Below are 25203 nucleotides of genomic sequence, written 5' to 3' on the forward strand. Positions count from 1 at the left end.
CAATCGCGCCGGACTGCAGGTGGCATGCTCACCTGAGATCGCAGTCCGCCATTGTGAAGAGAATTTTTGATGACAAACGAGTTGACCCTGCTGGTCATCCATGCCGAGCTCTGGCTCGACCTGCGCGTTGCGCTCTATCTTCGGCGACGCGCCGCGAAACTCCAGGCGCGCGACGGCGTGGACGCGCGCGAAGATGCTCGCCTGATCGAGGGCGAGACGGTGCCGCTGTCCTCAGGCGGGCCAAGGCGGCTCGTGCTGGTTCTCATCTGACCCGATTGCCCAGGCCTCGCTGACGATGCACCGCTCCGCGTGGTCTGGACACGCTATCCCGGCAGGAACATCGGAAACGACACGCCGAGCGACCACGCCAGGATGAAGCCGAGACCGATGCCCTCGGCCATCGGCGATCCGGTCCGGCGGCCGACGCAGCCGCCGATCAGTCCGAACACCAGGAAGAACAGCACGATCACCGGGACGATGATGAGCAGGAAGAACAGCCGCCGGAAATCGAGCGCGACCGCGCCGCCGAGCGAGGCTAGGAACGCTGTCCGGATCCACACCGTGCGCCACAGCGCGGCGTGCCCGCCCTGGTTGGCGATGCTGTCGGCCAGCATGCAGGGCACCGCGCCCATGGCTATTGCCGCGATGATCGGCAGGCGGGCGGCGATCGGCATGAACGAGGCGACGTAGCGGTCGAGCGCGCCACCGAAACCGAAGATGCCATAGGCGGCCAGCACCAGCGCCGCGAGCCGGGCTACGCGGCCGAAGCGAACACCCTGCATGCGCAGCAGCGACAGCGACAGCGCGCCGTATACGAAGAGATGAACGGCGAGGTAGTCGGCGACGAGCACGGGCAGGAAATGCGTGTCGACGAATCGCAGCACGACCGGAGTGACTGCCGCGGGCACGAGCGTGGCGATCGCAAGCTGACGCGGCGGAATCGAAGGCGGCGGCGCATCGCCCTTCGGCAGCAGCGCGGCCAACGGCCAGGCCAACAGTACGATGCCGGCCAGCAGCAGCGCGATCGGGCCGCCGGTCGCCGCCACCGGCCCGCTGCTGGTGCGCCCGAACACGCGATCCAGCCAGTCGCGCGCCTCGCGCAGCGCGGTCGTCGAATACAGCACGCTCACGTGTTCGACTCCGGGCGCGACGACGGCGCGGCGTCCGCCGTTGTCCGCGGGATCGCCCACGGTGTCGCCCTCGCGCGCGGCGGGATCGGCGAGCCGGAGGTTACGCAGCGCGTCCCTGCGCAGGGCCGTCTCCCATTCGCCGGTGATGATCAGCAGATTGCGCGGCGCGCTCGGCGTGACGGCCTCGGAAAACATCGAGATCGCCACCGTTGCCCTGATCCGTGGGTCGGCCAGGGCCTGGCGTACGATGATGTCGGAAGCCATCGAGTGCCCGAGCAGGGCCACCCGGCCGTCATTGCCCGGCAGGGACAGCGCGGCGTCGGTGACGCGGCCGATCTCGCTCATCAGCTTCCTCGTCGTGCCGTCGATGCGGGTGACGTCGCCCGACATCGGCGTCGGATTGCGGCCATGCCCCTCGAAATCGAACGAGACCGCGACATAGCCGGCGCGCGCCAAGGTCAGCGCATAGGCCTCCATGAATTGGCGCGAGCCCGCAAAGCCGTGGGCAATGACGACGACGGGCGACGCAGCCGCTCCGTCGCGCCGATAGACGGTGACGGGAGTGGAGCCCGCCTGCAGCGGGGTGATCGAGATGCCCATGCGCTCGGCTTCGAGGCGCCAGAGTCCGGCGACGCAGAGCGCGAGGCCGGCAAGCGCTGCAGCCAGCAGGGCTGCCCCGCGCAAACCGATGGCGTCCCGTCTGCGCGCCGCAGCGTCCATGATCGGCTCCGTTTGCAGCCGAAACTAGCGCAGGAATGTGCGCCATAACAACGACGCCGCAGGCGAGCGGCGTGGCCGCGATCGAACGAAACGCACGCCGCTTCGTTGACAACGCCGCCGCAGCGATATTCGGTGACCCCCGTTTGGTGGCGACAAGGAGGATGCATGAAACCGGAAGTCATCTGCCTGATGGCGTCGAGCGTCGACGGCCGCACGTTGCCGAGCCGCTGGCGTCCGAAGGGATCGGGCGATCTGTTCGAGCAGGTGCATGACCAGCTCGGCGGCGACGCCTGGCTGATTGGCCGCGTCACCGGCCAGGAATTCGCCAAGGGCTCGGCCTATCCCGCCGAGACCACCGAGCGCTTCCCGCGCACCCATTGGATCGCGCGGCCCGGCGCCAAGGCCTACGGCATCGTGCTCGATCCCCATGGCAAGATCTGCTGGGGCCGCTCCGACATCGGCGGCGATCCGATCGTCGTCGTGCTGACCGAGGCCGTGTCCGATGCGCATCTCGCGGGACTGCGCGGCGAAGGCGTGTCCTACGTCTTCGCCGGCCAGTCGAAGCTCGATCTCCAGCGCGTGCTCGACATCGTCGCGCAGGAGCTCGGCGTGAAACGGCTGCTGCTCGAAGGCGGCGGCGGCGCCAACGGCGCGTTCCTGCGCGCCGGTCTGGTCGACGAGTTCAACCTCGTTCTGTGTCCGGCGGTGGATGGCGCCAAGGGGGCGCCCAGCGTGTTCGATTCGACGGAAGCCGAGTCCGGCATGCGCGCGCCGATCACGGCGATGACGCTCGAAAGCAGCACGGCGCTGGAGGGCGGCGCGCTGTGGCTGCGCTACAAGATCACCAACGGCTCGGCCATGCCGGCCCAGGCAAGTCATGGCTGAGCGGCCAATGCACATCATCATCGTCGGTGCCGGTGCCGCAGGCCTGATGGCGGCGCGCGAGCTGGCCCGCGCCGGCCAGCGGGTGACGCTGCTGGAAGCGCGTGCCCGCTGCGGCGGACGCATCCATCCGCTGCCCGCGAGCAGGTTCGGATATCGCGCGGATGCCGGCGCGGAATTCATCCATGGCGAGGCGCCGGTCACCCATTCGCTGATGGCGGAGGCGGGGCTGGCCTCGACGCCGGTCGATGGCGCGCGCTGGTACGTGGCGGATGGCGCGTTCTTGCGCGACGATCCCGCCGATCGGCAGATGCGCCAGTTGCACCGCGTGGCGCGGCAGCTCGCCGAGGACATGACCGTGACGGCGCTGCTCGACCGGCATTTCGCCGGCGCGGAGTTCGCCGCCCTGCGCAAATCCGTGCTCGGGATGGTGCAGGGCTATGACGCGGCCGATCCCGCCCGTGCCAGCGTGTTCGCGCTGCGCGACGAATGGATGGGCGGCGAGCGCGGCGCTCAGGCGCGCATCGTCGGCGGCTACGCGGCGCTGCTCGATCATCTCCTGGCGGAGTGCCGGGCGCATGGCGTGGCGATGCAGCTCGAGGCGGTGGTGCGCGCGGTGGAGAGCGCCGATGATGGTGTCGTCGTGCGCTGCGCAGACGGCCGCGCGCAGCGCGGCGATCGCGTCATCCTGACCGTGCCGCTGCCGCTGCTGCGAACCATCGCGCTGCCGCCTTCCATGCGTCCGCAATTGGCCGCCGCCGAAACCATCGGCTTCGGCAACGTCATCAAGCTGCTGCTGCGCTTCGAGCGGCGGTGGTGGCGCGAGGCCCGGACCGAGGATCTTTCGGACATGCTGTTCGTGCTGTCCGATGCCGACGTGCCGGTGTGGTGGACGCAGCATCCGAACGATGACGCGGTGCTGACCGGCTGGCTCGCCGGGCCGCCGGCCGCTGCCTTCGCTGCGTGCGACGAGGATGCGCTGATCGAAAGAGGGCTTTCGGCGCTCGCGGACATCTTCTCACGGCCCGTGGGCTCCCTGAAGCGGCAGCTCGTCGCGTCGCATGTCACGGATTGGGCGAAGGATCCGTTCGCGCGCGGCGCCTATTCCTACGCGACGCTGACCTCGCGCGAGGCGCAGGATACGCTTTCGCGCCGGGATGGCGGACGGGTGCTGATCTCCGGCGAGGCGTTGTATCGCGGCCGCGACATGGGAACGGTCGAGGCGGCGCTGGCGAGTGGGCAACGGACGGCGCGGCGCATCCTCGCGATGTGAGCGTGCCGCGTGCATCGTTGCGCCGTCCTGCCGGCGGAGCTAGCATTCGGCCGTCATCATCGATGAGGATCGCCATGCTCGACCACGTCGGCTTCCCCGTTTCCGACTTTGCCCGCGCCAAGGCGTTCTATGCGGCGGCGCTGGCGCCGCTCGGCTACGTCCTGATGATGGAGATCACCGACGCGCAGACCGGCGGCCACGGTGATCACGCCGGCTTCGGCGACGGCCGTCCGGATTTCTGGATCGGCACCGGCGGGACGGCCGCGACCTCGACGCATGTCGCGTTCCACGCCAAGGATCGCGCCACGGTCGATGCGTTCTATCGGGCGGCGATCGCGGCAGGCGGACGCGACAACGGCGCGCCTGGACTGCGGCCGCATTATCACGAGAACTATTACGGCGCGTTCGTGCGCGACGCCGACGGCAACAACATCGAGGCGGTGTGCCATACGCCGGGGTGAGGGCCGCTCACCTCTCGGGATGAGTCACGCCATGATGGGCATGTGCTCGGCCGCAGCGGCGAGGCTCGGCGCGACCACGATCTCGAGCTGCTGGCGCAGCCAGCGGTGCATCGGATCCTCGTGGTGGCGCAGGTGCCAGACCATGTACATCGGCATCGCCGGGCAGGGGACCGGCACCGGCGCGACCGCGAGGCCGCGCAGCATGTAGGCGCGCAGCAGGCTCGGCAGGGTCGCGATCATGCGGCTGCCGCGCAGGAACGGCCCGATGCCGCCGAAGCCGGGAACCTGCGCCGCGAAGCGCCGGACGATGCCGCGCTCGGCGAGGACCTCGTCGATGTCGAGCCGGCGTCGCGGCTCGTACAGCACGGTGACATGGTCGCTGGCGAGATAGTCTTCCAGGCTTTCCGGCGGCTCGCGCTGGCCCGCATCGTAGAACACGCGATAGCTGTCCTCGAACAGCCGCTTCTGCAGGATGTCGCTGCCCTCGGGCGGGCGCGGCGTGATGATCAGCTGGCAGTGTTCTTCGCGCAGCATTTCCGGCACCGGTGCGCCTGAAGGGATCACCCGCAGGCTGAGGCCCGGCGCCTGCGCGCGGGCGTAGCGGAGCAGGGACGGCAGCAGCAGGTCGCGCTGCAGATCATTGGCCGCGATCGTCACCTGCGCGGAGATTTTCGCCGGCTCGAACGCGGCGGTGTGCGAGAAGCTCCGGAGATCGTCGAGCAGCGCGCGGGCGCGCAACGCCAGGAGCTGCGCATGCGCGGTCGGCACGATGCCGCGGCCGGACTTCACGAACAGCGGATCGCCGGTGATCGCGCGCAGCTTGTCGAGCAGATGGCTGACGGCCGACTGCGTGACGCCGAGCCGCTGCGCGGCGCGCGTCACCGAGCCTTCCTCGATGACGGCGAGCAGCAGCTGCAGCAGGTGGCCGTCGAGGTCCAAATGATCGAATTGGCTCATGGATCAGATCGGTCGCGCGGCCTTTATCGGCGGTGTCATCAGACGATACTGGCGGGCACGAATGGCGCCGCGTTTGATCCAGATCAAGCGCGGCCGTCCGAAACACGAACAGGGGAGGCTAAGATGTCCACCACATCAGCCCGGCAGCCCGTGCCCGGCACCACCATCTTCGACGGCGAGCAGGCCCGCAAAGGCTACGCCCTCAACAAGATGTGCTACTCGTTCAATGATGCCGCCAACCGCAAGGCTTTCGTCGCCGACGAGGACGGCTATTGCGCCAAATATGGCCTCAATGCACAGCAGCGCGCGGCGATCAAGAACCGCAACGTGCTGGAGCTGATCGAGGCCGGCGGCAACGCCTATTACCTCGCCAAGTTTGCCGGCATCTTCGGGCTCGACATGCAGGACATCGGCGCGCAGCAGACCGGCCTGACGAAAGAGCAGTTCAAGGCCAAGCTTCTGGCGGCGAGGGGGTAATCGTCATGGCAAAGATCGTCGGCTGCATCACCACCTCCCACGTTCCGGCCATTGGCGGCGCAATCGCCAAGGGCCTGCAACAGGATCCGTATTGGAAACCGTTCTTCGACGGTTTCCCGCATGTGCGCGAATGGCTCGCCAAGGTGAAGCCGGATGTCGTGGTGCTGGTCTACAACGACCATGGCCTGAACTTCTTCCTCGACAAGATGCCGACTTTCGCGATCGGCGCGGCCGACAGCTACAGCAATGCCGACGAGGGCTGGGGCATTCCGCAGACCGCGCCGTTCAAGGGCGACAGCGAATTGTCGTGGCACCTGATCGAGCATCTGGTGAAGGAGGATTTCGACCTCACGACCTGCCAGGAGATGGTGGTCGATCACGCCTTCACCCTGCCGATGGCGCTGTGCTGGCCGGATCAGAAATGGCCGGTGCGGGTGGTGCCGGTCGTCGTCAACACGGTGCAGGCGCCGCTGCCATCGGCTGCACGCTGCTACAAGCTCGGTCAGGCGCTGGCGCGGGCGATCGAATCCTGGCCTGGGGATGAGCGCGTCGTCGTGATGGGCACCGGCGGCCTGTCGCACCAGCTCGACGGCGAGCGGGCCGGCTTCATCAACAAGGATTTCGATGAGAAGTTCATGGCCAGCATGATCGACGATCCCTCGTGGGCGACGAAGTATTCGACCACCGAGCTGGTCGAGCTGTCGGGCACCCAGGGCGTCGAGTTGCTGAACTGGATGGTGGCGCGCGGCACCTTGCCGGAGAAGGTCCGCAAGGAGCATTCCAACTATCACATCCCGATCTCCAACACGGCGACGGGATTGATGGTGCTGGAGCCGGTGTAGCGGCTCTTGCGGGATCCTGGTGCGGACGGTGATGACCGAGAGCCGTTCCGCCAATGACCATCACGCGGTACGGGTCCCGGCGCAAGGCCGGGACGACAGCAGTGTGTTTGGCTCGACTAGGCCGCATCAACGGTGTCGTCCCGGCGAACGCCGGGACCCATACCGCGGATGCTATCGAGGAACGTCGCTATCAGTCGCCTGTCTCATCGCGACCCGATGTTAGCAGTCTTGGCTAAAGGCCGGGACGACAGCAGATGTTTTGGATGAGGGGAGTATGGTTTCTCAACCGACGCTTCCCGCGTGGTTGCCCCTCTCCCCGTGAAGAACGGGGGAGAGGGAGCGCACCGTCTGCGCGGCGCGAGCACGGATATCAATTCCGGCTGCTACGCCTCCGCTCCTGGCTGATGTTGATATCAGCTCGCCGCGCCGTCGTCGTCGCCCTGGATCTCGGCGATGGCGCGGGTGAGGATGTCGCTGACGCGCTTGGCCTCGTCCTCGCTCCAGCCGGGGCGGTGCATCTTGAGCGCCATCTTCAGCGTCTGCACGCTCTGCAGCACCTGCTCCGGCGGACGCATGCCGCCCATGGTGCGGGCCATGATGCGCAGCCGGCTGAGCAGACCTTCGATCGCCGCCTCGTCGTCCTTCAGCGCCTGGCGTCCGGCGTCGGTGATCGCGAACAGCTTCTTGCCACCCTCGCTTGAGGCGGCTTCGATCTGGCCCATGTCCTCGAGCAGATTGAGGATCGGATAGACCGAGCCCGGGCTCGGCGAATAGGCGCCGCCGACCAGCTGCTCGACCGCCTTGATCAGCTCGTAGCCATGGCGCGGCTTCTCGCCGATCAGCCACAGCAGCAGGCTGCGCAGGTCGCCGGGGCCGAAGAAGCGCCCGCCGCCACGTCCGAATTCCTCGCGCCCGCCACGGCGACCGTCCCGTTCGAACAGGCCGGGACCGCGATGGCGGCCGAATCCGGGGCCGCGCCCGCTGAGCCGGATGTCCTCGCAGGTCTCGCCGAAGCCATGCCGCTCATGCCGTCCGCGTTGCGCCCAACCGCGCTCTTCGTCGTCGCGGCGAGAAGGTCCGAATTTCCAATGATGATGTCTCATACGATATGATCTCCCGTTCGTACAAACGATATATCGTTTGCGTATATCGTTTGTCAATGCCGGGCTGCTCGATTGTCGGGTCTTCGCCTAAGCTTCTGATATTTCGTTGTTTTGTAAGCCGTTTAAGGAGCGGCTGTCGCCCCGGCAGCCTGGGCCGGCGTCTCGTGCGCCGTACCACGATGGGCGATCAGCGCATAGGCGACGGGGACCACGAACAGCGTGAACAGGGTGCCGATGGCGAGCCCGGTGGCAATCACCAGCCCCATGTTGAAGCGCGACACCGCGCCGGCGCCGCTCGCGGCGATCAGCGGGATCACGCCGAGCACCATCGCCGCCGTGGTCATCAGGATCGGGCGCAGGCGGACGGTGGCCGCCGCGATGATGGCCTCGGTGCGGTCCTTGCCGTGTTCGCGCAGCTCGTTGGCGACCTCCACCATCAGGATGCCGTGCTTGCTGACGAGGCCCATCAAGGTGACGAGGCCGACCTGGGTGTAGATGTTGATGCTGGCGCCGCCGATGCCGAGGCTGATGAAGATCAGCGCGCCCGCCAGCGACATCGGTACCGACACCAGGATGATGACCGGATCGACGAAGCTGTTGAACAGCGCGGCGAGCGCCAGGAAGATGATGATCAGCGCGAACACGAAGGTCGTGACGAAACCGCCGGACTCCTGCTCGAGCTGCCGCGACGCGCCGCCATAGTCGATCGAGTAGCCCGATGGCAGCGACGTCGCGATCTCCCTCAGGGTGGCGAGCGCGTCGCCCATCGCGATGCCCGGCATCGCCACGCCGGAGATGGTCGCCGCGTTGATCTGCTGGAAGTGGTTGAGCGACTCGGGGATCGTCTTGCGCTCGAGCCGGGCCACCGTCGAAAGCGGCACCATGGCGTTGCCGCTGGTGCGGATCGAATAGTCGAGCAGCTGCGTGTCGGTCAGGCGATCGTTCTGCCGGACCTGCGGGATCACCTTGTAGGAGCGGCCCTCCAGGCTGAAATAGTCGAGATAGTTGCCGCCCAGCATGGTCGCGAGCGCGCCGCCGAGATCGCTCATCTTGAGGCCGAGATCGGCGGCCTTGTCGCGGTCGAACACCACGGTGGTCTGCGGCTTGTCGATCTTCAGGTCGCTGTCGAGGAAGATGAATCTGCCGCTCGCCAGCGCCTTGGTCATGAAATCGCGCGACACGTCGTTGAGCTCGTTGAAGGACCCCGTGGTGCCGATCACGAACTGGACCGGCAGGCCGTTGCTGCCCGGCAGTGGCGAGGGCTGGAAGGCGACGGAACGGGCGCCGGCGATGCTGTTCAAGAGCTGCTGGAATTCCGGCTGCAGGGTCTTGGTCGTCGCCTTGCGCTGATCCCACGGCTTCAGCACCCAGCCGCCGATCGCCTGCGTCGGGGTGTCGATCTGGAATACGGTGCGTGTCTCCGGCCGCTGCGCGATCAGGCCGTACAGCTGCTGGCCGTAGAACTGGCGCTGCTCGAGCGTGGCCGAGGGCGCGGAATTCGTCAGCGACAATACGATGCCCTGATCCTCGTCCGGCGCGAGCTCGCTGGTGGAGCTGACATAGAGCCAGGGGATCATCGCGAGCAGCAGCAGCGCGAACACCACCACCACCGGCTTGGTCGCGAACACACTTTCCAGCCCGCGGCGGTAGCCGTGGGCGAGACGTTCGAGCACGCGGTCGATGGTGCGGACCAGCCGAGCCTCCAGCGTCGTGGCATCGCGCTCGGTCCGGCGCAGCAGCCAGGCGCAATTCATCGGCGACAAGGTCAGAGCGATCACCGCGGAGACGGTGACGGCGCCGGCGAGGGTGAAGGCGAATTCGGTGAACAGCGCGCCGGTGAGGCCGCCCTGGAAGCCGACGGGAACATAGACCGCGATCAGCACCACGGTCATCGCGATGATCGGGCTCGCCAGCGCCCGCGCCGACTGGATCGCCGCCTCGACCGGCGGCACGCCCTCGTCGATCAGGCGGTGCACGCTCTCGACCACGATGATGGCGTCGTCGACGACGAGGCCGATCGCGAGCACCAGCGCCAGCAAGGTCAGCAGGTTGATGGAGAAGCCCATCAGCAGCATCAGGCCGAAGGTGCCGATCAACGACAGCGGAATGGCGATCACCGGGATCAGCACCGAGCGCCACGAGCCTAAGAACATGAAGACCACGACGATCACGATCCCGATGGCCTCCACCAGCGTGTGGATCACCTCGTCGATCGACGAGTTCACGAAATCGGTGGAGTCGTAGAGGATCTCGCTGGTGATGCCGTTCGGCAATTGCCGCTGCAGCTCCGGATAGACCGCCTTCACGCCGTTGATGACGTCGAGCAGGTTCGCGGTCGGCGCCACCTGGACGCCGATATAGACCGCGGTCTTGCCGTTGAAACGCGTCGCGCTGTCGTAGTCGTCATTGCCGAGCGTGACATTGGCGACGTCGCGCAGGCGGATGATGGCGCCATTGACCTGCTTGACGACGAGGTTGCGGTATTGCTCCAGCGAATGCAGGTTGGTCGCGGCGGCGAGGTCGACCTGCACGAGGCGGCCCTTGGTGGTGCCGAGCCCGGAGATGTAGTCGTTGCCCGACAGCGCCGTGGACACGTCGGTCGCCGTCAGGCCATAGGCCGCGAGCTTGTCGGGATCGAGCCAGGCGCGCAGCGCGAACTTCTTGGCGCCGAGCAATTCGGCGGTCTGCACGCCGGAGACGGCCTGCAGCTTCGGCTGAACCACGCGCGTCAGATAGTCGGTGATCTGGTTCGGCGCCAGCACGTCGCTGGCGAAGCCGATATACATCGCGTCGATGGTCTGTCCGACCTTCAGGGTCAGGGTCGGCTGCTGCGTGCCTGTCGGCAACTGGTTCAGCACCGAGTTCACCTTGGCGTTGATCTCGGTCATCGCCTTGCCGGAATCGTAGTTGAGCCGCAGGTTCACCGTGATGGTGCTGCTGCCGGTGACGCTGGTCGACGTCATGTAGTCGATGCCGTTGGCCTGGGCGATCGCATTCTCCAGCGGCGTGGTGATGAAGCCGGCGATGATATCGCTATCGGCGCCGGCATAGGCCGTGCTGACCGTGACGATGGCGTTCTGCGTGCGCGGATATTGCAGGATGGCGAGCGTCGTCATCGAACGCAGGCCGAGCACGAGGATCAGCGCGCTGACCACGAGCGCCAGCACCGGCCGACGGATGAAGATGTCTGTGAAGCGCATGGGCGGGCTCTGAAGGTCGGAGGCTTTTCGCGAATTACTGATCGACGACGTCAGGCGCGGCCTCGGCGACCGGGACGTGCGAGTTGTCGATTCTCACCGGGCTGCCGTTGCGCAGCTTGATCTGGCCCGCGATCACCACCGTCTCGCCCGGCTTGATGCCGTCGGTGATCGCGATCCGGTCGCCCTTGGCCGGCTTGCTCTTGACGAAGGTCTGCCGCGCTCTGCCCTGGCCGTCCTTGAGATCGTCGACGACATAGACGAGGTCGCCATAGGGATTGCTGACGACAGCCGTCAGCGGCAGGGTGACGAGCTGCTCGGGCTGTCCGGTCGCGATCTCGACCTTGGCGAACATGCCCGGCAGCAGCCGCGCCGCCGCGTTGTGCAGCGTGGCGCGGACCTGGACGTTGCGGCTGGTGGAATCGACCTTGGCGTTGATGGCCGAGATCTGGCCGGCGAAACGCTCGGCAGGGAAGGCATCGACCACGATGGTGATGTCCTGGCCGATGCGGATGTCGGCGAGCGATTGTTGCGGCAGATAGAAGTCGACGAAGATGGGATCGAGGCTCTGCAAGGTCACGATGGTGGTGCCCGCGCTGAGAAATTGTCCGAGATCGACGGCGCGGATGCCGAGGCGGCCGGCGAACGGCGCCTTCAGGGTCTTCTGCTCGACGACCGCCTTCTGCTGCGCGACCAGGGCCTGCGCGTTCTTCAGGTTGGCGCGGTCGCTGTCGAGCGTCGCCTGGCTGACGGCGTTGAACTTGATCTGCTCCTCGTCGCGCTTGACGACGATAGCGTTGTTCTCGGCGGTCGCCTGCAGCGATTGCAGCTTGGCGACGTCGTCGGTGGCGACCAGTTGCAGCAGGGACTGGCCGGATTCGACGGCATCACCCGAATTGAACTGGATGCTCTGTACGATGCCCGAGACCTGCAGTGACAGATCGGCGCCGTTAACGGCGCGCAGCGAGCCGACTGCGGTGAGATTGGAGCGCCACGGCGCGGTCGCCGCGACCGTGGTCGAGATCGTCTGCGGCGGGTTCGCCATGGCGCCGATCGCCTTGGCGATCATGATGCCCTTGAAGGTCTGGAAGCCGTACAGGCCGCCGAACAGAGCGGCCATGGCGGCCAGCATGATGACCATGCGCTTCTTCATTACATTGCTTCCTGGGTCGTACGATTGGGACCGGCGAAATAGCCGGGATTGGCGCGCGGCAGCGCCGCCGGGGTCTCGTCCTGGCGATTCCACCAGCCGCCGCCGAGCGCCTGGAACAGCGCCGCGGTGTCGCTGAAGCGGGTGGCTTGCGACTTGATGCGGGAGACCCGGGCGTTGAGATAGGATTGCTGCGCGGTGATGACGTTGGCGTAGGGCACGGCGCCGGTCTTGAACTGCTCGACCGACATTGCAAGGCTGTCGGCCGTGGCCTTCTCGGCGGCGGCCTGCGCCTTCAGCGCCTCGGCGTCGTACTGGATGGCGCGCAGCGAATCCGCGACGTTCTGGAACGCCGTGATGACCGTGCTCTTGTAGAGCGACAAATCCTGCTCGAACGTGGCGACGTCGGCCTCCTTGGTGTGGTACAGCGTGCCGCCGTCGATCAGCTTCTGGCTGACGCTCGAGGCGGCATCCCATACCAGCGTCGTCGGCGAGAACAGCCGCTCCGGCCCGCTCGCGCCGTAGCTGCCGGACAGCGTCACCTGCGGCAGCAGGTTGGCGATCCCGACGCCGACGGTCGCAGTCGCCTGGTGCAAGGTCGCCTCGGCCTGCCGGATGTCGGGACGCTGCCGGACGAGCGACGAGGGCAGGGAGACCGGCAGCTTGCGCGGCAGCTTCAGCTCCGCGAGCGTCACGTGCTCGCCGCGGTCCTGGCTCGGCAGCCGGCCGAGATAGGCCATCAGTTGATTGCGCTGTTGCGCCAGTTGCTTCTGCAGTGGTGCCAACGTCGCCTTGGCCTGCGCCAGCGTTGCCTCCTGCGCCAGCACGTCGGATTTGGAGATCGCGCCGACGTCGAACTGGCGCTGGATGCGGCCGAGCTGATCGGTCTCGGCCCTGATGATCTCCTCGGTCGCCGCGATCTGGTCGCGCAGCGAGGCGTCGGTGATCGCGGCGGTCACCACATTGGCGGTCAGCGCGAGATACGTCGCCTCCATCTTGAACCCCTGGTAGTCGGCCTGGGCCTGCAGCGCCTCGACCTGACGCCGCGTACCGCCCCATAGGTCGAGCGCGTAGCTGACGCTGACGGAGCTACCGTAGAGCGTGTAGAGCGACGTCTGGCCAGGCCATTGTCCCTGCTGCGTGCTGGAGGCCTGCGTACGCTCGGCCGACCCGCTCGCGCTCAGCTGCGGAAACAGCGCGCCCTGCTGCGACAGAGCGTTCTCGCGCGCAGCACGCAGCGCCAATTGTGCGGCCTCGATGTCCGGGTGGTTGCGAATCGCCTCCTCGACGAAGGCGTTGATCTGCCGGGAATGAAACAGCGCCCACCAAGTGCCGGGCAGATCGCCTCCGGGCGCGAAGCTCTGCACATTGCCGCCCGGTGTCGAGGCGTTGGCGGTCGCGGCGAGCCGACGTTCGGCCACATAACCGGTTGCGGCCGGCGCGTCGGGAGACATGAAGTCCGGACCGACGGCGCAGGACGCGAGCAGCATGCTCCAGCCGAGCAGGCCGAGCCGCAAGGGCAATGCGCTGCGTCTTGGGACTGGTCCCGAACAGCCGTGAAACAATTGGACATCATCAGACATGAAACTAAACCGTTTCGTTTTCTGTTGCTGACGATGCGTGGCGGTACCGATCAGGTCAAGTCACGTTGATGACAGGACGGGCTTGCTCACACCTTGACGTCTCGGGCACCGTCCGCGCGGCGTCGGTGCCCGCCTGCGCCGGACTCGCGCATGACAGTTCTGCGACGAACCCCGAGAACGCCGCTGCTCGTCCCGTATTGGCGGGGGCCGACGTCGCTCGTCATAATGATCGGGAGAGCTCTGCTGCCGAGCCCATGTTGTCGCGAAGCAGCGCGCAGATCGCGCGCAAGGTCGTAACTGAGCCGGCCCGCAGAGCGAGCCGGCTCCACGCGATGATCGCGGTCGTCAGGACGGCATCGAGGATGCGACCACCGGCTTCGACGGCACGCTGCGCGCGCGGCTCGGACGCCGGAGCCGGCGCTGCGTCCAGATCAGCACGCCGGTGACCAGCAGCGCGAACAGCGCGACCGAGATCAGCACGTTGGCCGCGCTGCCGATCAGCGACCAGTTGCCTTCGTGCAGCAGGCGCGGCCAGTTGCGCGGCAATGCGGAGAGCCCGTCGGACGTGACCGCATAGGCCCTGAGCTCATCGTCCTCGATGATCCTCGCCATCATCCGCCCGCCGCGATTGCCGATCGAGTTCACCGACGACAGGTCGTGGTCCCTGGAGACGATGCTGACGGCCTCAGGCAGCGAGATGCGCTTGGCCGCTGCGGGCGGCGCGCTGCCTGCGAAGGTGAGGCCGAGCTCGAGGCAGAGTCCGGTGAGCGGGCTGAGCAAAATCAGCGGCAGCGTGAACCAGGCCGTGCCCTTGTGCCAGCCGGACAGCGTGTTGCGCAGCCGCGGCAGTCCCATCAGGATGCCGATGATCATGATGCCGACCATGGCGACGGTCGAGATCAGAGTGAGGCCGGGGATTCCGATCAGATGCTCGTGGGTCCTGCGCGCCCACGAGAAGACGCTGGCCATCGCCGGCCTCTCGACCGCGGCGCCGGTCGTCATGTCGACCTCGGTGCCTGGCGCCCCCTGCAAGGTCAGGTGCTGCATGGAGGCGTCGATTGACAGGCCGCGTGCCTTGCCGTCGGGATCGTACTGCTTGATCAGCGCGACCACGCGCGCCGGATCGACGCTGTGCGGCTTGACGGCGGCGACCTGTGCCATCGGCTCGAAGGAGAGGATCATCCCGGTCACGATGATGACAAGCAATGGCAGCGCGAAGACGAGGCTGATCCAACGGTGAAGTTTGAGCAGAAGCTGCTTGTTCATGATCGTCTCCGATTGATCGTCTCGCGCACGGTGTCATGCGGGACCGGTGGTCCTCAGGCGCTTGCTCCGTGAACGTTTCTGATCGTTCTTGCTGGACGACGCGGGGATATCGACACGTCGTCCGCTGCGCTTCATTAGCTGAGCACAGCAGCGAGACGAAAGAAGACAACTATTAATTTTAGGTCATGCGCCGTTTGATCGGCGTCAATGCGGCGAGACTCGCTTCACGTCTGCTTCAATGATTTCAATTTGCATCAGATGCCGTCATGACGCCATCGAGCACCTCGCGCAGGCGCGTCGCGTCCAAGCCATTCTCCCACCTCGCGATGACGATGGTGGCGACCGCGTTACCTATCAGGTTCGTCGGCGTCAGCCCCTGCGACATCAGCCGGTGAATGCCGAGCACCAAGGCGACACTGGCGACCGGAATCGTTCCGGTCGCGGCCAGCGTTGCGGCCAGCACGACGAAAGCGGCGCCGGCGATGCCGGCTGCGCCCTTCGATGTCACCAGCAGGATCAGCAGCAGCCCGATCTGGTGACTGACGTCGAGATGCGTGTTGGTCGCCTGCGCCAGGAACACCGCGGCGGTGGCGAGGTAGAGGCAGGTGCCGTCGAGATTGAACGAATAGCCGGTGGGGATGACGAGACCGACGATGCTGCGTTCGCAGCCGGCGGCTTCGAGCTTCGCCAGCATGCGCGGCAGCACGGTCTCCGATGACGTGGTGGCGATGCAGACCAGCACCTCGTCCCTGAGGTAGCGGATCAGCTTCCACAGGCTGAAGCCGGTGAAGGCGGCGATCGGTCCGAGCACGGCGGCGATGAAGATCAGGCAGGTCAGGTAGAAGCTGCCGAGCAGCAGGCCGAGCTTGGCGAGCGAGCCGATGCCGAACTTGCCGACGGTGAAGGCGATTGCCCCGAAGGCGCCGAGCGGCGCTGCCCACATCACGATCCGGACGACGCCGAAGATCATCTGCCCGGCGACCTCGATCACGTCCGTCACCGGCTTGGCGCGATCGCCGAGCCAGATCAGCGCAAAGCCTGACATCACCGAGATGAACAGCACCTGCAGGATATTGCCCTCGGCAAAGGCGCCAACGAAGGTCTGCGGGATGATGTTGAGCAGGAACGGCACGAAGCCGACCGCAGCGGTCTGCTTGACATAGGGCTCGATCGTCGCGGAGTTGATCGTCGCCGGGTCGACGTTCATGCCGACGCCGGGCTGAAACAGGTTCACCGCGGTCAGGCCGATGATCAGCGCCAGCGTCGTGATGGCCTCGAAATAGATCAGTGCCTTGATCGCGACGCGGCCGACCTTGGCCATGTCGGCCATGTGGGCGATGCCGTTGACCACCGTGCAGAAGATGATCGGCGCGATCAGCATCCGGATCGCCTTGATGAAGGCGTCGCCGAGCGGCTGCATCTGGGCGCCGAGATCCGGCTTGACGGCACCGAGCAGGATGCCCGCTGCCATCGCGATCATGACCTGGACCCAGAGCTCCTTCCACCAGCCTCGGCGGGCGCCTGGCTTGCTGTCGGCGGTGAGGGTCGTGGCGGTCATGATCGGTCCTGTCGCTGAAAGGTTCGAAGTCGCAGCTGGCGGTGACTCAGCTCTTGGGCTCGAACTTGAACAGCCGTTCGGGATTGCTGACAAGCAGCTTTCGCTGCATGGCCGGATCCGGGGCGTAGAGTGGGATCAGATCGACCAGATCGCCGTCATTGGGCATGATCTTGACGTTCGGATGCGGCCAGTCGGTGCCCCAGATGACGCGATCCGGCGCGTTGTCGATCAGCTTGCGGGCGAACGGGACCGCGTCGTGGAATGGGGGGCCGGAGGCCGAAGCGCGCTCGGGACCGGTGATCTTGATCCAGCACTTGTCGTCGCTCGCCTGCAGGTCGAGCAGCGCCTTGAACCCGGCATCGTCGATCCCCTTGGCGGCGCTGATCGTGCCCATGTGGTCGATCACATAGGTGACCGGCAGCGCCTTCAGGATCGGCACGAATTCCCGGATTCTTCCGGCCTCGAGATAAATGTCGACGTGCCAGCCGATCGCCGCGACGCGGTCCACCAGGCTGCGGAAGACGTTCATGTCGCCGACGCCGCCGAGGCGGCGGAGGAAGGCGAACCGGCAGGCGCAGATGCCGGCCTTGCCGAGCGCCGCGAGGTCGGCATCGGACATCGCCGCATTGATGTTGGCGACGCCCTTGTAGTTGCCGTTGCTCTGCGCGATCGCATCGGTCACGACCCGATTGTCGGTGCCGTGGACGGTGGCGTTGACGATGACGGCGCGCTCGACGCCGATCTTGGCGTGCAGCGCCCGGAACATCTCCAGCGATGCGTCGGGCGGCGTGTAGGGGCGGGTGGGCGAGAACGGATAGGTCGCGGCCGGTCCGAAGATATGGGTGTGGGTATCGACGCTGCCCGGTGGCGCCCTGAAGCTTGGGGTCTTCGGTGCCGGATCCGGCCCGGCGATGTTGGGGATCTTGGCCTCTTCGGCGGAGAGTTGCGCAGGGACCGCGCCGAGCACGCTCGCCGCTCCCAGTCCGGCCATGGTGGCCAGCAGGTCTCGTCTCAACATCAGAGCGTCCTCCTCGGGATGGCCGCGGTCACGGCAGGCGTCGCCTGCCAGGCGCCGGCATCGTTCGTGTTTGCTATCGTCACGCCACAATGGCGAGGTCAGGCGACATTTCAACGTGGCGTCGTGATCATGAGTGCTCCGGATCCGGAGCCGGCGGATCGCTGTGATCCCGGTCGTTCCCGATCGAGGATCTTGCAGCCTCTGCGGCACGACAAGAAGCATTGGGTGAACGGACAGTTCGCTTGCTTGGACAATGCTCCGCAGCCCAACTGCCAACGTTGCCGAGACCCTCCGTTCGAGCTGCGTTGCAGCGCGGCTGGGCGAGATCGGCTGCTCTTCAACCAGTCTGCGAGAAGGCCGCGTGAGCGCGCCGATCCGCGGAATTGTTCGTGCGACGGAAAGGTGAGTTGCATCAACGCCATGGCGTGCGTTTTGGTCATGCGCCGGCAGCTTCAAGCGCCGTTGTGAAGACCGCATGCGCAATGCTATGCGACAACAAAGAGAGCGTGCGGCCGCCGAGACGCTGCGCGCTGTCAGCGCACAGCAACATCGGGCAAAGGAAACACCATGGTCGACGCGCTCATCATCGATGCCTGCAGGACGCCGCGCGGTATCGGCAAGGCCGGCAAGGGCGCGCTCGCCGGGCTGCATCCGCAGCATCTCGGCGCCACCGTGCTGCGTGCGCTGGCCGAGCGCACCGGCATCGACACCGGCGATGTCGACGACATCATCTGGGGCTGCTCGTCGCAGCGCGGCCCGCAGAGCGGCGACCTCGGCCGCATGTCGGCGCTCGATGCCGGCTACGACATCCGCGCCTCCGGCGTCACGCTCGACCGCTTCTGCGGCTCCGGCATCACCAGCGTCAACATCGCCGCCGCCTCGATCATGGCAGGGCAGGAGGATCTCGTCGTCGCCGGCGGCTGCGAGATGATGTCGATGGAGGGCCGGCGCGGCGAGGGGCCGCTGATGATGGATGCCGGCAATCTGCATCTGCGCGCGCTGCACCCGCAGTCGCACCAGGGCGTCTGTGCCGACGCCATCGCCACCATGGAAGGCATCACCCGCGCCGATGTCGACGCGCTCGGGCTGGAGAGCCAGAAGCGCGCGGCGGCGGCGATCGCTGCCGGCCACTTCAAGAAGAGCCTGGTGCCGGTACGTCGCGAAGACGGCAGCCTCGCGCTCGACCACGAAGAATATCCCAGGCCGCAGACCACGGCGGAGGCGCTCGCCGGGCTGAAGCCGGCGTTTCCGGCGATCGCCGACTACGCGCTTGACGAGAAGGGCACGACCTATCGCAACCTGATCCTGCAGCGCTATCCCGACCTCGAGATCGACTTCGTCCATCACGCCGGCAACTCCTCGGGCGTGGTCGACGGTGCGGCAGCGATCCTGCTGGCGTCGCCGTCTTATGCCAAGGCTCATGGTCTGAAGCCGCGGGCACGCGTCGTGGCGATGGCCAACATGGGCGACGACCCGACCCTGATGCTGAACGCCCCGGTGCCGGCGACGCGCAAGGTGCTGGCCAAGGCCGGGCTCAAGCTTGATGACATCGACCTGTTCGAGATCAACGAGGCGTTCGCCGTCGTCGCCGAGAAGTACATCCGCGACCTCAAGCTCGATCGCGCCAAGGTCAATGTGAACGGCGGCTCGATCGCGCTCGGACATCCGATCGGCGCCACCGGCTCCATCCTGATCGGGACGCTGCTCGACGAACTCGAGCGGCGCGATCTCAAGCGCGGCCTGGTCACGATGTGCGCGGCCGGTGGCATGGCACCCGCGATCATCATCGAGCGGGTCTGAACGGTCGATCTCCTCGATTTGAGTTGCACGCGCCCGTTGCGGAGTCTCCCGTGGCGGGCGCCGTCGTTTTAAACTTGGGCTGCTAGTGACCTCAGCGGTGCCGCGCGGAGGCGTAGGATCGCGCGGGCCGCGGCGGTTCCACTTTCCGGACCGGTCAACCACGTTTCGACTGGACAGGAATTCGCGCTTGTTCCGCTAGTTGCGACAGGTTATTGCCACGGCGAGGCCTCATCGTAGAAGAAATGGCTCTCCGTGCTGTCGACGCTGTCGCATATCATCGATCGCAAGGCTTCGAACCGGGTGGTCACGCGGCTGCGGGCCCTGCTGCGCAGTAACGAGTTCTACCTGATCCCGCTGGCGCTGGTGATCGGCGTCGCGACAGGTGCGATCGTGACGGTGATGAGCCTGATCGCGCAGGTCGCGCATGTGGTCATCTATGGCATTCCGATCGATGTCCGGCTCAGCGCTCATACCTGGGTCAACCCGGCGGTCGCCCTGATCGCGCCCGCCTGCGGCGGCCTGGCGCTCGGCATCATGGAATGGCTGCGGCGGCGCTGGAAGATCGCGGCCGCGGTCGACCCCGTCGAGGCCAATGCGTTGCGCGGCGGACGGCTGTCGATGCGCGACAGCATCGTCGTGAGCAGTCAGACCCTGGTCTCCAACGGCTCCGGCGCCTCGGTCGGCCTCGAGGCCGGCTACACCCAGATCGGCGCCGGCGTCGCCTCGCTGCTCGGGCAGTATCTCACGCTCCGCCGCAACGATCTGCGCCTCATCCTCGGCTGCGGTGCGGCCGCAGCCATCGCGGCCGCCTTCGGCGCGCCGATCACCGGCGCGTTCTATGCCTGTGAGCTGATCGTCGGCGTCTACTCCGTGGGCAGCGCCGCGCCGATTCTGGCGGCGTCGCTGGCGGGTGCGCTGACCTCGCAATATCTCGCCGGCGCGCCGTATTCGCTGGAGATCGCCAAGGTCGGCGCGGTCGGCTTCGAGCAATACATCGCGCTGTTCGTGCTGGCGCTCCTCGTCGCCGGCATCGGCATCGTGGTGATGCGCGCCTCGCCGGCGGTCGAGCGGCTGTTCGTCCGCATCCCGGTCTGGCTGCGCCCGGTGATCGGCGGGGTCTGTGTCGGCGCCATGGCGATCGTGACGCCGCAGGTGCTGGCGGCTGGCCACGGCGCGATGCTGCTCGATCTGCATCGCGAGATGGCGGTCGGCATGATCGCCACCATCATCGTGCTCAAGCTCGCCGCCTGCCTGATCTCGCTGGCCTCGGGCTTCCGCGGCGGTCTGTTCTTCGCCTCGCTGTTCGTCGGCAGCCTGCTCGGCAAGCTGTTTGCGGGACTGCTCGCGCTGGCCGGCCTCGGGCTCGCGATCGACCCGCTGGTGGCGATGCTCACCGGCATGGCGACGCTCGGTGTCGCCATCGTCGGCGGGCCGCTGACGATGTCGTTCCTGGTGCTGGAAATGACCCGCAGCGTCGACGTCACGGCCGTCGTGCTGGGCGCCTGCATCGTGACGTCGGTGTGCGTCCGCGTCCTGTTCGGCCACTCGTTCTCGACCTGGCGACTGCATCTGCGCGGCGAGACCATCCGCAGTGCCAACGACGTCGGCTGGCTGCGCAACCTCACGGTCGAGCGGCTGATGCGCTCCGACGTCGCCAAGGTGCCGACCACGACCAGCATCGCGGCCTGTCGGCGCGAGTTCGCGCTGGGCACGCGCCAGGCGGTGGTGGTGGTGAACAACAGCGACGATTATTGCGGGCTGGTCTCGTTGCCCGATTTGTTCTCGGGCGAACTGGACTCCATTGCCGACGAGATCCAGGTGGTCGAGCTCGCCAAATATTTCGAGGTCGCGCTGTTGCCCGAAATGAACGTCAAGACGGCGATGAAGATCTTCGACGATTCCGGCGCGGAAGAGCTGGCGGTGCTGGAATCGGAGAACAGCCGCAAGGTGATCGGCTTCCTGACCGAGTCCTTCGCGCGCCGACGTTATGTCGAGGAGATCGACCAGGCGACGCGCGGTGTGCTCGGGGCGCTGTCGTGATCGCGTCCCATCGCCGCGACACGTGATCGCCGGTCCTCGACCGGGGTAGACTGCCGGCCGTTCGAGACGCGCGAGGACTGCATGACGAGACTGATGAGCACGGCTGTCGTGGCGACCTTGAGCGCGCTGGCGGCGATCGCCGCCGCAGCCGAACCTGCTGTGCTGAAAGGCAAGGACGCGTTCGGCAGCTGGCAGGGTGATGCGCCGGGCACGATCAGGCTGATCCGCCCTGAAGACCTGCCCAAGCCGGGGGCGACGGCGTCCGCCGCGAACGTGTCCCGCGTGGTGCAACGACCGGCCTCCGCCGTGCCGAAGGTCGTCGACGGTTTCAAGGTCGCGCTGTTCGCCGAGGGGCTGAACGGGCCGCGCATCCTCCGCACCGCGCCGAATGGCGACATCTTCGTCGCCGAGACCCGGGCCGGGCGCGTCCGCGTGCTGCGCCCGAGCGAGGACGGCAGCAAGGTCGCCTCCAGCGAGATCTTTGCCGACCGTCTCGGCCATCCCTTCGGCATCGCGTTCTATCCGAGCCGCGATCCGCAATGGGTCTATGTCGCAAGCACCGAGCGCGTCATGCGCTTTCCCTATCGGGCTGGCGACATGAAGGCGTCGGCCGCGGCCCAGACGATCGCCGATCTGCCGGCCGGCTACGGCCATTCGACGCGCGATATCGTCTTCACCAGGGACGACAAGCGCATGCTGGTGTCGGTCGGCTCCGCCGGCAATGTCGGCGAAGCGCTGGGAGAGCCAGCCGGCGGAATCAGTGCCTGGATCAAGGCGCATCCGCTCGGCGCGGGCTGGGGCGGAGAGACCGACCGTGCCGGCGTGCTGGCATTCGATCCCGACGGCCAGAACCGCAGCCTGTTCGCCACCGGCATCCGCAACTGCGTCGGCCTCGCCATCCAGCCGGCAACCGGAGCGCCGTGGTGCTCGACCAACGAGCGCGACGGGCTCGGCGACGATCTGGTGCCGGATTATGTCACGCGGGTGAAGGAGGGCGGCTTCTATGGCTGGCCCTGGTACTACATCGGCGACAACCCCGACCCGCGCCATGCCGGCGAGCGCCCCGACCTGAAGGGCAGGATCACCGTGCCCGACGTGCTGCTGCAGCCGCATTCGGCCTCGCTCGGTCTGACGTTCTACGACGGAAATCTGTTTCCGCCGGAGTATCGCGGCGATGCCTTCGCCGCCGAGCACGGCTCGTGGAACCGGTCGAAGCGCACCGGCTACAAGGTGATCCGGATCAGGCTCAAGGACGGCGCGCCCACCGGCGAATACGAGGATTTCGTCACCGGATTCGTCGTCAACGATCGCGAGGTCTGGGGGCGGCCGGTCGGCGTCACCGTGGCGCGCGACGGCAGCCTGCTCATCTCCGAAGACGGCAACGGCACGATCTGGCGCGTCAGCCGCTGATGGACCAGCTGATGCGGCATTGAGAAGCACGAGCGGGCCGTCCTCACTTCTTCGGTGCGCGGCAGTTGAACGCACGGCGGAAGCCGGCGGCGCGTGCGTCGTCCTCCGAGCAGAACCAGCGGTCGGGCTCGGTGGTCGCGGGATAGCTCGGGCAGCCCTGCAGATGGTAGATGCCGATGTTGCCGGTCACGCGGGCGCGCACCGCGAACTTGCCCTTGATGCTGCAGCCCGGCGGCGCGCTCGGCGCGTCCGGGAACAGCACCGCACGGATCTCGCGGTCGCGGTCGGCGCGGCAGGCGGCACCGAGCAGGGCGCCGTCCTTCTTGTCGGCGCGGAACTCTGAGGGCGCGACGAAGCATCCCTTCCACAGCCCGCGCACCGCCTCCTTGGCCGCGGCGACATCGTCCTTGGCGCGATACTTGATCGCCGGATCCGCGCTCATGGCGTAGCCCGCGCGCGCGACCTGTTGGTTGAGGCTGACCTTGTCGCCGTCGATGGTGCAGAGGCCGATCCTGCGGGTCTTGAGCGGCTTGTCGGGACCGAGATCGTCGCAGCGCACCGAGCGCCCGCCGATCAGCTTGCCGAGCTGCTCGCGCGCCTCGACGCCGCAGCTCCAGGAATCGGCGTGATCGTCGATGCAGAGCTGGTCGACCTCCGGCGCATCGATGCCGTCGAGCCGGAACACAGTGTCGCCGAGCTGGATCGTGTCGCCGCTGCGCACCGTGGCGCTCGCCGCCAGCGATGCGCCGGTCATGCCGGCTCCCAGCACAATGGCCCCACACAACGACAACAGCCGGTCTCGCAGCCGCATGTTTTCTCCCGCAATCAATTGCATCAAATATCCGCGTCCAGTCCTATCACATCGCTCGTGAGTCACGGCAAGTGCGGCTTGGGATCCGGCGTCTCGGCCTCATGGTTCGAGACGCACCGCCATCTGGACCGACTGCTTGGCTCATTTTGGCGTGCGGCGCTTCTCACCATGAGGGTTTGAGATATTGCCGCGCAGCCGGTCCTCGTCCTGAGGAGCCTGCCGGAGGCGGGCGTCTCGAACGACGGCCGCAAGTGCGGATCAGCTCGCCCGCCTTGCGAACGGGACAGACCGCCACCTTGCGCCGGGGCAGGCTGCTACCCATCTGAGCGGCCGAAGGAAATCTTGCCATGTTGGACTTTACCTCCGATCTCGCCGGCGACGCGCTGTCGCCGGCGCAAGCGTCGTCTGCTGCCCCGGCCGATGACCGGGCGCTGCTCGACGCCTATTCCAATGCCGTCATCGACGTCACCGAGCGCGTCGGCCCTGCGGTCGTGCGTGTCGAGACTGGCCCCAAAGCCGGCTCCCGCGCCGAGCGCGGCGGCCTCGGCTCGGGCATCGTGATCTCGCCCGACGGGCTGGTGCTGACCAACAGCCATGTGGTCGGCTCGTCGAAGGCCATCCGGCTGCGCGACGTCGAGGGCGTCGTCACCGATGCGCAGGTGCTGGGCGTCGATCCCGACACCGATCTCGCTTTGCTGCGCGCCAATCACGCGCGCGACCTGCGCTACGCCGCGCTCGGCAACTCCAAGAGCCTGCGGCGCGGTCAGCTCGTGGTCGCGATCGGCAACCCGCTCGGCTTCGAATCGACCGTGACGGCCGGCGTGGTGTCGGCGCTGGGGCGCTCGATTCGCTCGGTCTCGGGCCGGATGATCGAGGACGTCATCCAGACCGATGCGGCGCTCAACCCCGGCAATTCCGGCGGGGCGCTGGTGTCCTCGGCCGCGGAGGTGATCGGCATCAACACCGCCATCATCCAGGGGGCGCAAGGCATCTGCTTTGCGGTCGCGAGCAACACCGCGCAGTTCGTGCTGTCGGAAATCATCCGCCACGGCTATGTCCGCCGCGCCTATATCGGCGTCTCCGGGCAGACCGCGCCGGTGCCGCGGCGTCACGCGCTGCTCGCCGGCGTCGAGAACAAGATGGGCGCGCTCTTGATGCAGATCGAGCCGGATGGCCCGGCGGCGCGTGCCGGCCTGCTGCCGGGCGATGTCGTGATCAGCCTCGACGGCGCCGACATCAACGGCGTCGACGACCTGATCCGCGTGCTCGACCGCGATCGCATCGGCCGCACCGTCGCGATGGATGTGCTGCGGCTGGGAAGGCTGCGCGGCATCGACATCCACCCGGTGGAGCGCAAGCCGGCGAGGCAGGCGTCCTAGTTTGCGTGAGAGCAGAGCTGTCTCGACAGCCACCGCTGTCGTCCCGGCGAACGCCGGGACCCATACCCCCAGGGAGCGGTTTGAGGCAGGCTGGTCATTGGCATTGTGCTCATCACGACTGCTGCGGCGTATGGGTCCCGGATCGG

At 66.9% G+C, this 25203-nt stretch carries 20 protein-coding genes; 10 read left to right on the forward strand and 10 right to left on the reverse strand.

Features of this window, described 5'->3' with window-relative positions; all coding sequences use genetic code 11:
• Positions 1–81: 81 nt before the first annotated feature.
• The gene (locus tag ACQR1X_RS03120; protein ID WP_434898303.1) at positions 82–270 is read left to right on the forward strand and encodes a hypothetical protein; all 189 of its coding nucleotides are present in this window, start codon (positions 82–84) and stop codon (positions 268–270) included.
• Positions 271–323: 53 nt separating this feature from the next.
• On the opposite strand, the gene ACQR1X_RS03125 is transcribed toward ACQR1X_RS03120, so the two are convergent.
• On the reverse strand, positions 324–1850 hold the full coding sequence (locus ACQR1X_RS03125) for an alpha/beta hydrolase (RefSeq protein ID WP_434898304.1): 1527 nt from the start codon (positions 1848–1850) through the stop codon (positions 324–326).
• A 165-nt stretch (positions 1851–2015) separates the two neighbouring features.
• Between ACQR1X_RS03125 and ACQR1X_RS03130 the strand changes: the two genes are divergently transcribed.
• The 3 genes from ACQR1X_RS03130 (at position 2016) to ACQR1X_RS03140 (ending at position 4466) form a co-directional block, all read left to right on the forward strand.
• On the forward strand, positions 2016–2735 hold the full coding sequence (locus ACQR1X_RS03130) for a RibD family protein (protein WP_434839745.1): 720 nt from the start codon (positions 2016–2018) through the stop codon (positions 2733–2735).
• Entirely contained in the window at positions 2728–4005 is a 1278-nt protein-coding gene (locus ACQR1X_RS03135) for a flavin monoamine oxidase family protein (protein ID WP_434898305.1), read from the forward strand. Before ACQR1X_RS03130 ends, ACQR1X_RS03135 begins: the two co-directional genes overlap by 8 nt.
• A gap of 74 nt (positions 4006–4079) precedes the next feature.
• Positions 4080–4466, forward strand: coding sequence for a VOC family protein (locus tag ACQR1X_RS03140; protein ID WP_315802455.1), 387 nt, complete (start codon positions 4080–4082; stop codon positions 4464–4466).
• A 24-nt stretch (positions 4467–4490) separates the two neighbouring features.
• Here ACQR1X_RS03140 and ACQR1X_RS03145 read toward each other — a convergent pair whose 3' ends face one another.
• A complete protein-coding gene (locus tag ACQR1X_RS03145; protein ID WP_434839742.1) occupies positions 4491–5423 on the reverse strand; it encodes a LysR family transcriptional regulator in 933 nt (310 codons plus the stop codon).
• Positions 5424–5546: 123 nt separating this feature from the next.
• On the opposite strand from ACQR1X_RS03145, the gene ACQR1X_RS03150 reads away from it, so the two are divergent.
• A complete protein-coding gene (locus ACQR1X_RS03150) occupies positions 5547–5900 on the forward strand; it encodes a protocatechuate 4,5-dioxygenase subunit alpha (RefSeq protein ID WP_315758446.1) in 354 nt (117 codons plus the stop codon).
• Positions 5901–5905: 5 nt separating this feature from the next.
• Complete coding sequence (locus ACQR1X_RS03155; RefSeq protein WP_316239007.1) at positions 5906–6742, forward strand: class III extradiol dioxygenase family protein; 837 nt, start codon at positions 5906–5908, stop codon at positions 6740–6742.
• Positions 6743–7155: 413 nt separating this feature from the next.
• On the opposite strand, the gene ACQR1X_RS03160 is transcribed toward ACQR1X_RS03155, so the two are convergent.
• From ACQR1X_RS03160 to ACQR1X_RS03190, 7 genes are all read right to left on the reverse strand, one after another.
• Positions 7156–7845, reverse strand: a complete 690-nt coding sequence (locus ACQR1X_RS03160; protein WP_315802458.1) for a PadR family transcriptional regulator — start codon at positions 7843–7845, stop codon at positions 7156–7158.
• 122 nt (positions 7846–7967) lie between these two features.
• On the reverse strand, positions 7968–11045 hold the full coding sequence (locus ACQR1X_RS03165) for an efflux RND transporter permease subunit (RefSeq protein WP_434898306.1): 3078 nt from the start codon (positions 11043–11045) through the stop codon (positions 7968–7970).
• A gap of 34 nt (positions 11046–11079) precedes the next feature.
• The gene (locus ACQR1X_RS03170) at positions 11080–12195 is read right to left on the reverse strand and encodes an efflux RND transporter periplasmic adaptor subunit (RefSeq protein WP_316183260.1); all 1116 of its coding nucleotides are present in this window, start codon (positions 12193–12195) and stop codon (positions 11080–11082) included.
• On the reverse strand, positions 12195–13775 hold the full coding sequence (locus ACQR1X_RS03175; RefSeq protein ID WP_434898307.1) for an efflux transporter outer membrane subunit: 1581 nt from the start codon (positions 13773–13775) through the stop codon (positions 12195–12197). The genes ACQR1X_RS03170 and ACQR1X_RS03175 overlap by 1 nt, the downstream gene beginning before the upstream one ends.
• A gap of 345 nt (positions 13776–14120) precedes the next feature.
• A complete protein-coding gene (locus ACQR1X_RS03180) occupies positions 14121–15041 on the reverse strand; it encodes a PepSY domain-containing protein (RefSeq protein WP_434895993.1) in 921 nt (306 codons plus the stop codon).
• Positions 15042–15285: 244 nt separating this feature from the next.
• Positions 15286–16599: a C4-dicarboxylate transporter DctA gene (gene dctA / locus ACQR1X_RS03185; protein WP_434864234.1), complete on the reverse strand. Its 1314-nt coding sequence runs from the start codon at positions 16597–16599 to the stop codon at positions 15286–15288.
• Positions 16600–16645: 46 nt separating this feature from the next.
• The gene (locus ACQR1X_RS03190; RefSeq protein WP_434864235.1) at positions 16646–17617 is read right to left on the reverse strand and encodes an amidohydrolase family protein; all 972 of its coding nucleotides are present in this window, start codon (positions 17615–17617) and stop codon (positions 16646–16648) included.
• 567 nt (positions 17618–18184) lie between these two features.
• On the opposite strand from ACQR1X_RS03190, the gene ACQR1X_RS03195 reads away from it, so the two are divergent.
• The 3 genes from ACQR1X_RS03195 (at position 18185) to ACQR1X_RS03205 (ending at position 22867) form a co-directional block, all read left to right on the forward strand.
• Complete coding sequence (locus ACQR1X_RS03195; protein WP_316183264.1) at positions 18185–19417, forward strand: acetyl-CoA C-acetyltransferase; 1233 nt, start codon at positions 18185–18187, stop codon at positions 19415–19417.
• A 252-nt stretch (positions 19418–19669) separates the two neighbouring features.
• Positions 19670–21457, forward strand: coding sequence for a chloride channel protein (locus tag ACQR1X_RS03200; RefSeq protein WP_434898308.1), 1788 nt, complete (start codon positions 19670–19672; stop codon positions 21455–21457).
• A gap of 81 nt (positions 21458–21538) precedes the next feature.
• Complete coding sequence (locus ACQR1X_RS03205) at positions 21539–22867, forward strand: PQQ-dependent sugar dehydrogenase (protein WP_434898309.1); 1329 nt, start codon at positions 21539–21541, stop codon at positions 22865–22867.
• A 43-nt stretch (positions 22868–22910) separates the two neighbouring features.
• Here the strand turns inward: ACQR1X_RS03205 and ACQR1X_RS03210 are convergent, their stop codons facing one another.
• On the reverse strand, positions 22911–23678 hold the full coding sequence (locus ACQR1X_RS03210) for a thermonuclease family protein (RefSeq protein WP_315802468.1): 768 nt from the start codon (positions 23676–23678) through the stop codon (positions 22911–22913).
• A gap of 347 nt (positions 23679–24025) precedes the next feature.
• On the opposite strand from ACQR1X_RS03210, the gene ACQR1X_RS03215 reads away from it, so the two are divergent.
• The gene (locus ACQR1X_RS03215) at positions 24026–25057 is read left to right on the forward strand and encodes a S1C family serine protease (protein ID WP_315802469.1); all 1032 of its coding nucleotides are present in this window, start codon (positions 24026–24028) and stop codon (positions 25055–25057) included.
• Positions 25058–25203 lie beyond the last annotated feature (146 nt).

The organism is Bradyrhizobium sp. HKCCYLRH3073, from assembly GCF_051167995.1.
Taxonomy (GTDB): Bacteria; Pseudomonadota; Alphaproteobacteria; order Rhizobiales; family Xanthobacteraceae; genus Bradyrhizobium.

Bases quoted from the DNA above. Each gene is read 5' to 3' on its own strand.
- ACQR1X_RS03125 (WP_434898304.1), bottom strand. From the start codon at position 1,850: ATGGACGCTGCGGCGCGCAGACGGGACGCCATCGGTTTGCGCGGGGCA.
- dctA (WP_434864234.1), bottom strand. From the start codon at position 16,599: ATGACCGCCACGACCCTCACCGCCGACAGCAAGCCAGGCGCCCGCCGA.
- ACQR1X_RS03175 (WP_434898307.1), bottom strand. From the start codon at position 13,775: ATGTCTGATGATGTCCAATTGTTTCACGGCTGTTCGGGACCAGTCCCA.
- ACQR1X_RS03165 (WP_434898306.1), bottom strand. From the start codon at position 11,045: ATGCGCTTCACAGACATCTTCATCCGTCGGCCGGTGCTGGCGCTCGTG.
- ACQR1X_RS03160 (WP_315802458.1), bottom strand. From the start codon at position 7,845: ATGAGACATCATCATTGGAAATTCGGACCTTCTCGCCGCGACGACGAA.
- ACQR1X_RS03180 (WP_434895993.1), bottom strand. From the start codon at position 15,041: ATGAACAAGCAGCTTCTGCTCAAACTTCACCGTTGGATCAGCCTCGTC.
- ACQR1X_RS03135 (WP_434898305.1), top strand. From the start codon at position 2,728: ATGGCTGAGCGGCCAATGCACATCATCATCGTCGGTGCCGGTGCCGCA.
- ACQR1X_RS03190 (WP_434864235.1), bottom strand. From the start codon at position 17,617: ATGTTGAGACGAGACCTGCTGGCCACCATGGCCGGACTGGGAGCGGCG.
- ACQR1X_RS03130 (WP_434839745.1), top strand. From the start codon at position 2,016: ATGAAACCGGAAGTCATCTGCCTGATGGCGTCGAGCGTCGACGGCCGC.
- ACQR1X_RS03195 (WP_316183264.1), top strand. From the start codon at position 18,185: ATGGTCGACGCGCTCATCATCGATGCCTGCAGGACGCCGCGCGGTATC.
- ACQR1X_RS03215 (WP_315802469.1), top strand. From the start codon at position 24,026: ATGTTGGACTTTACCTCCGATCTCGCCGGCGACGCGCTGTCGCCGGCG.
- ACQR1X_RS03205 (WP_434898309.1), top strand. From the start codon at position 21,539: ATGACGAGACTGATGAGCACGGCTGTCGTGGCGACCTTGAGCGCGCTG.
- ACQR1X_RS03210 (WP_315802468.1), bottom strand. From the start codon at position 23,678: ATGCGGCTGCGAGACCGGCTGTTGTCGTTGTGTGGGGCCATTGTGCTG.
- ACQR1X_RS03150 (WP_315758446.1), top strand. From the start codon at position 5,547: ATGTCCACCACATCAGCCCGGCAGCCCGTGCCCGGCACCACCATCTTC.
- ACQR1X_RS03155 (WP_316239007.1), top strand. From the start codon at position 5,906: ATGGCAAAGATCGTCGGCTGCATCACCACCTCCCACGTTCCGGCCATT.
- ACQR1X_RS03140 (WP_315802455.1), top strand. From the start codon at position 4,080: ATGCTCGACCACGTCGGCTTCCCCGTTTCCGACTTTGCCCGCGCCAAG.
- ACQR1X_RS03145 (WP_434839742.1), bottom strand. From the start codon at position 5,423: ATGAGCCAATTCGATCATTTGGACCTCGACGGCCACCTGCTGCAGCTG.
- ACQR1X_RS03170 (WP_316183260.1), bottom strand. From the start codon at position 12,195: ATGAAGAAGCGCATGGTCATCATGCTGGCCGCCATGGCCGCTCTGTTC.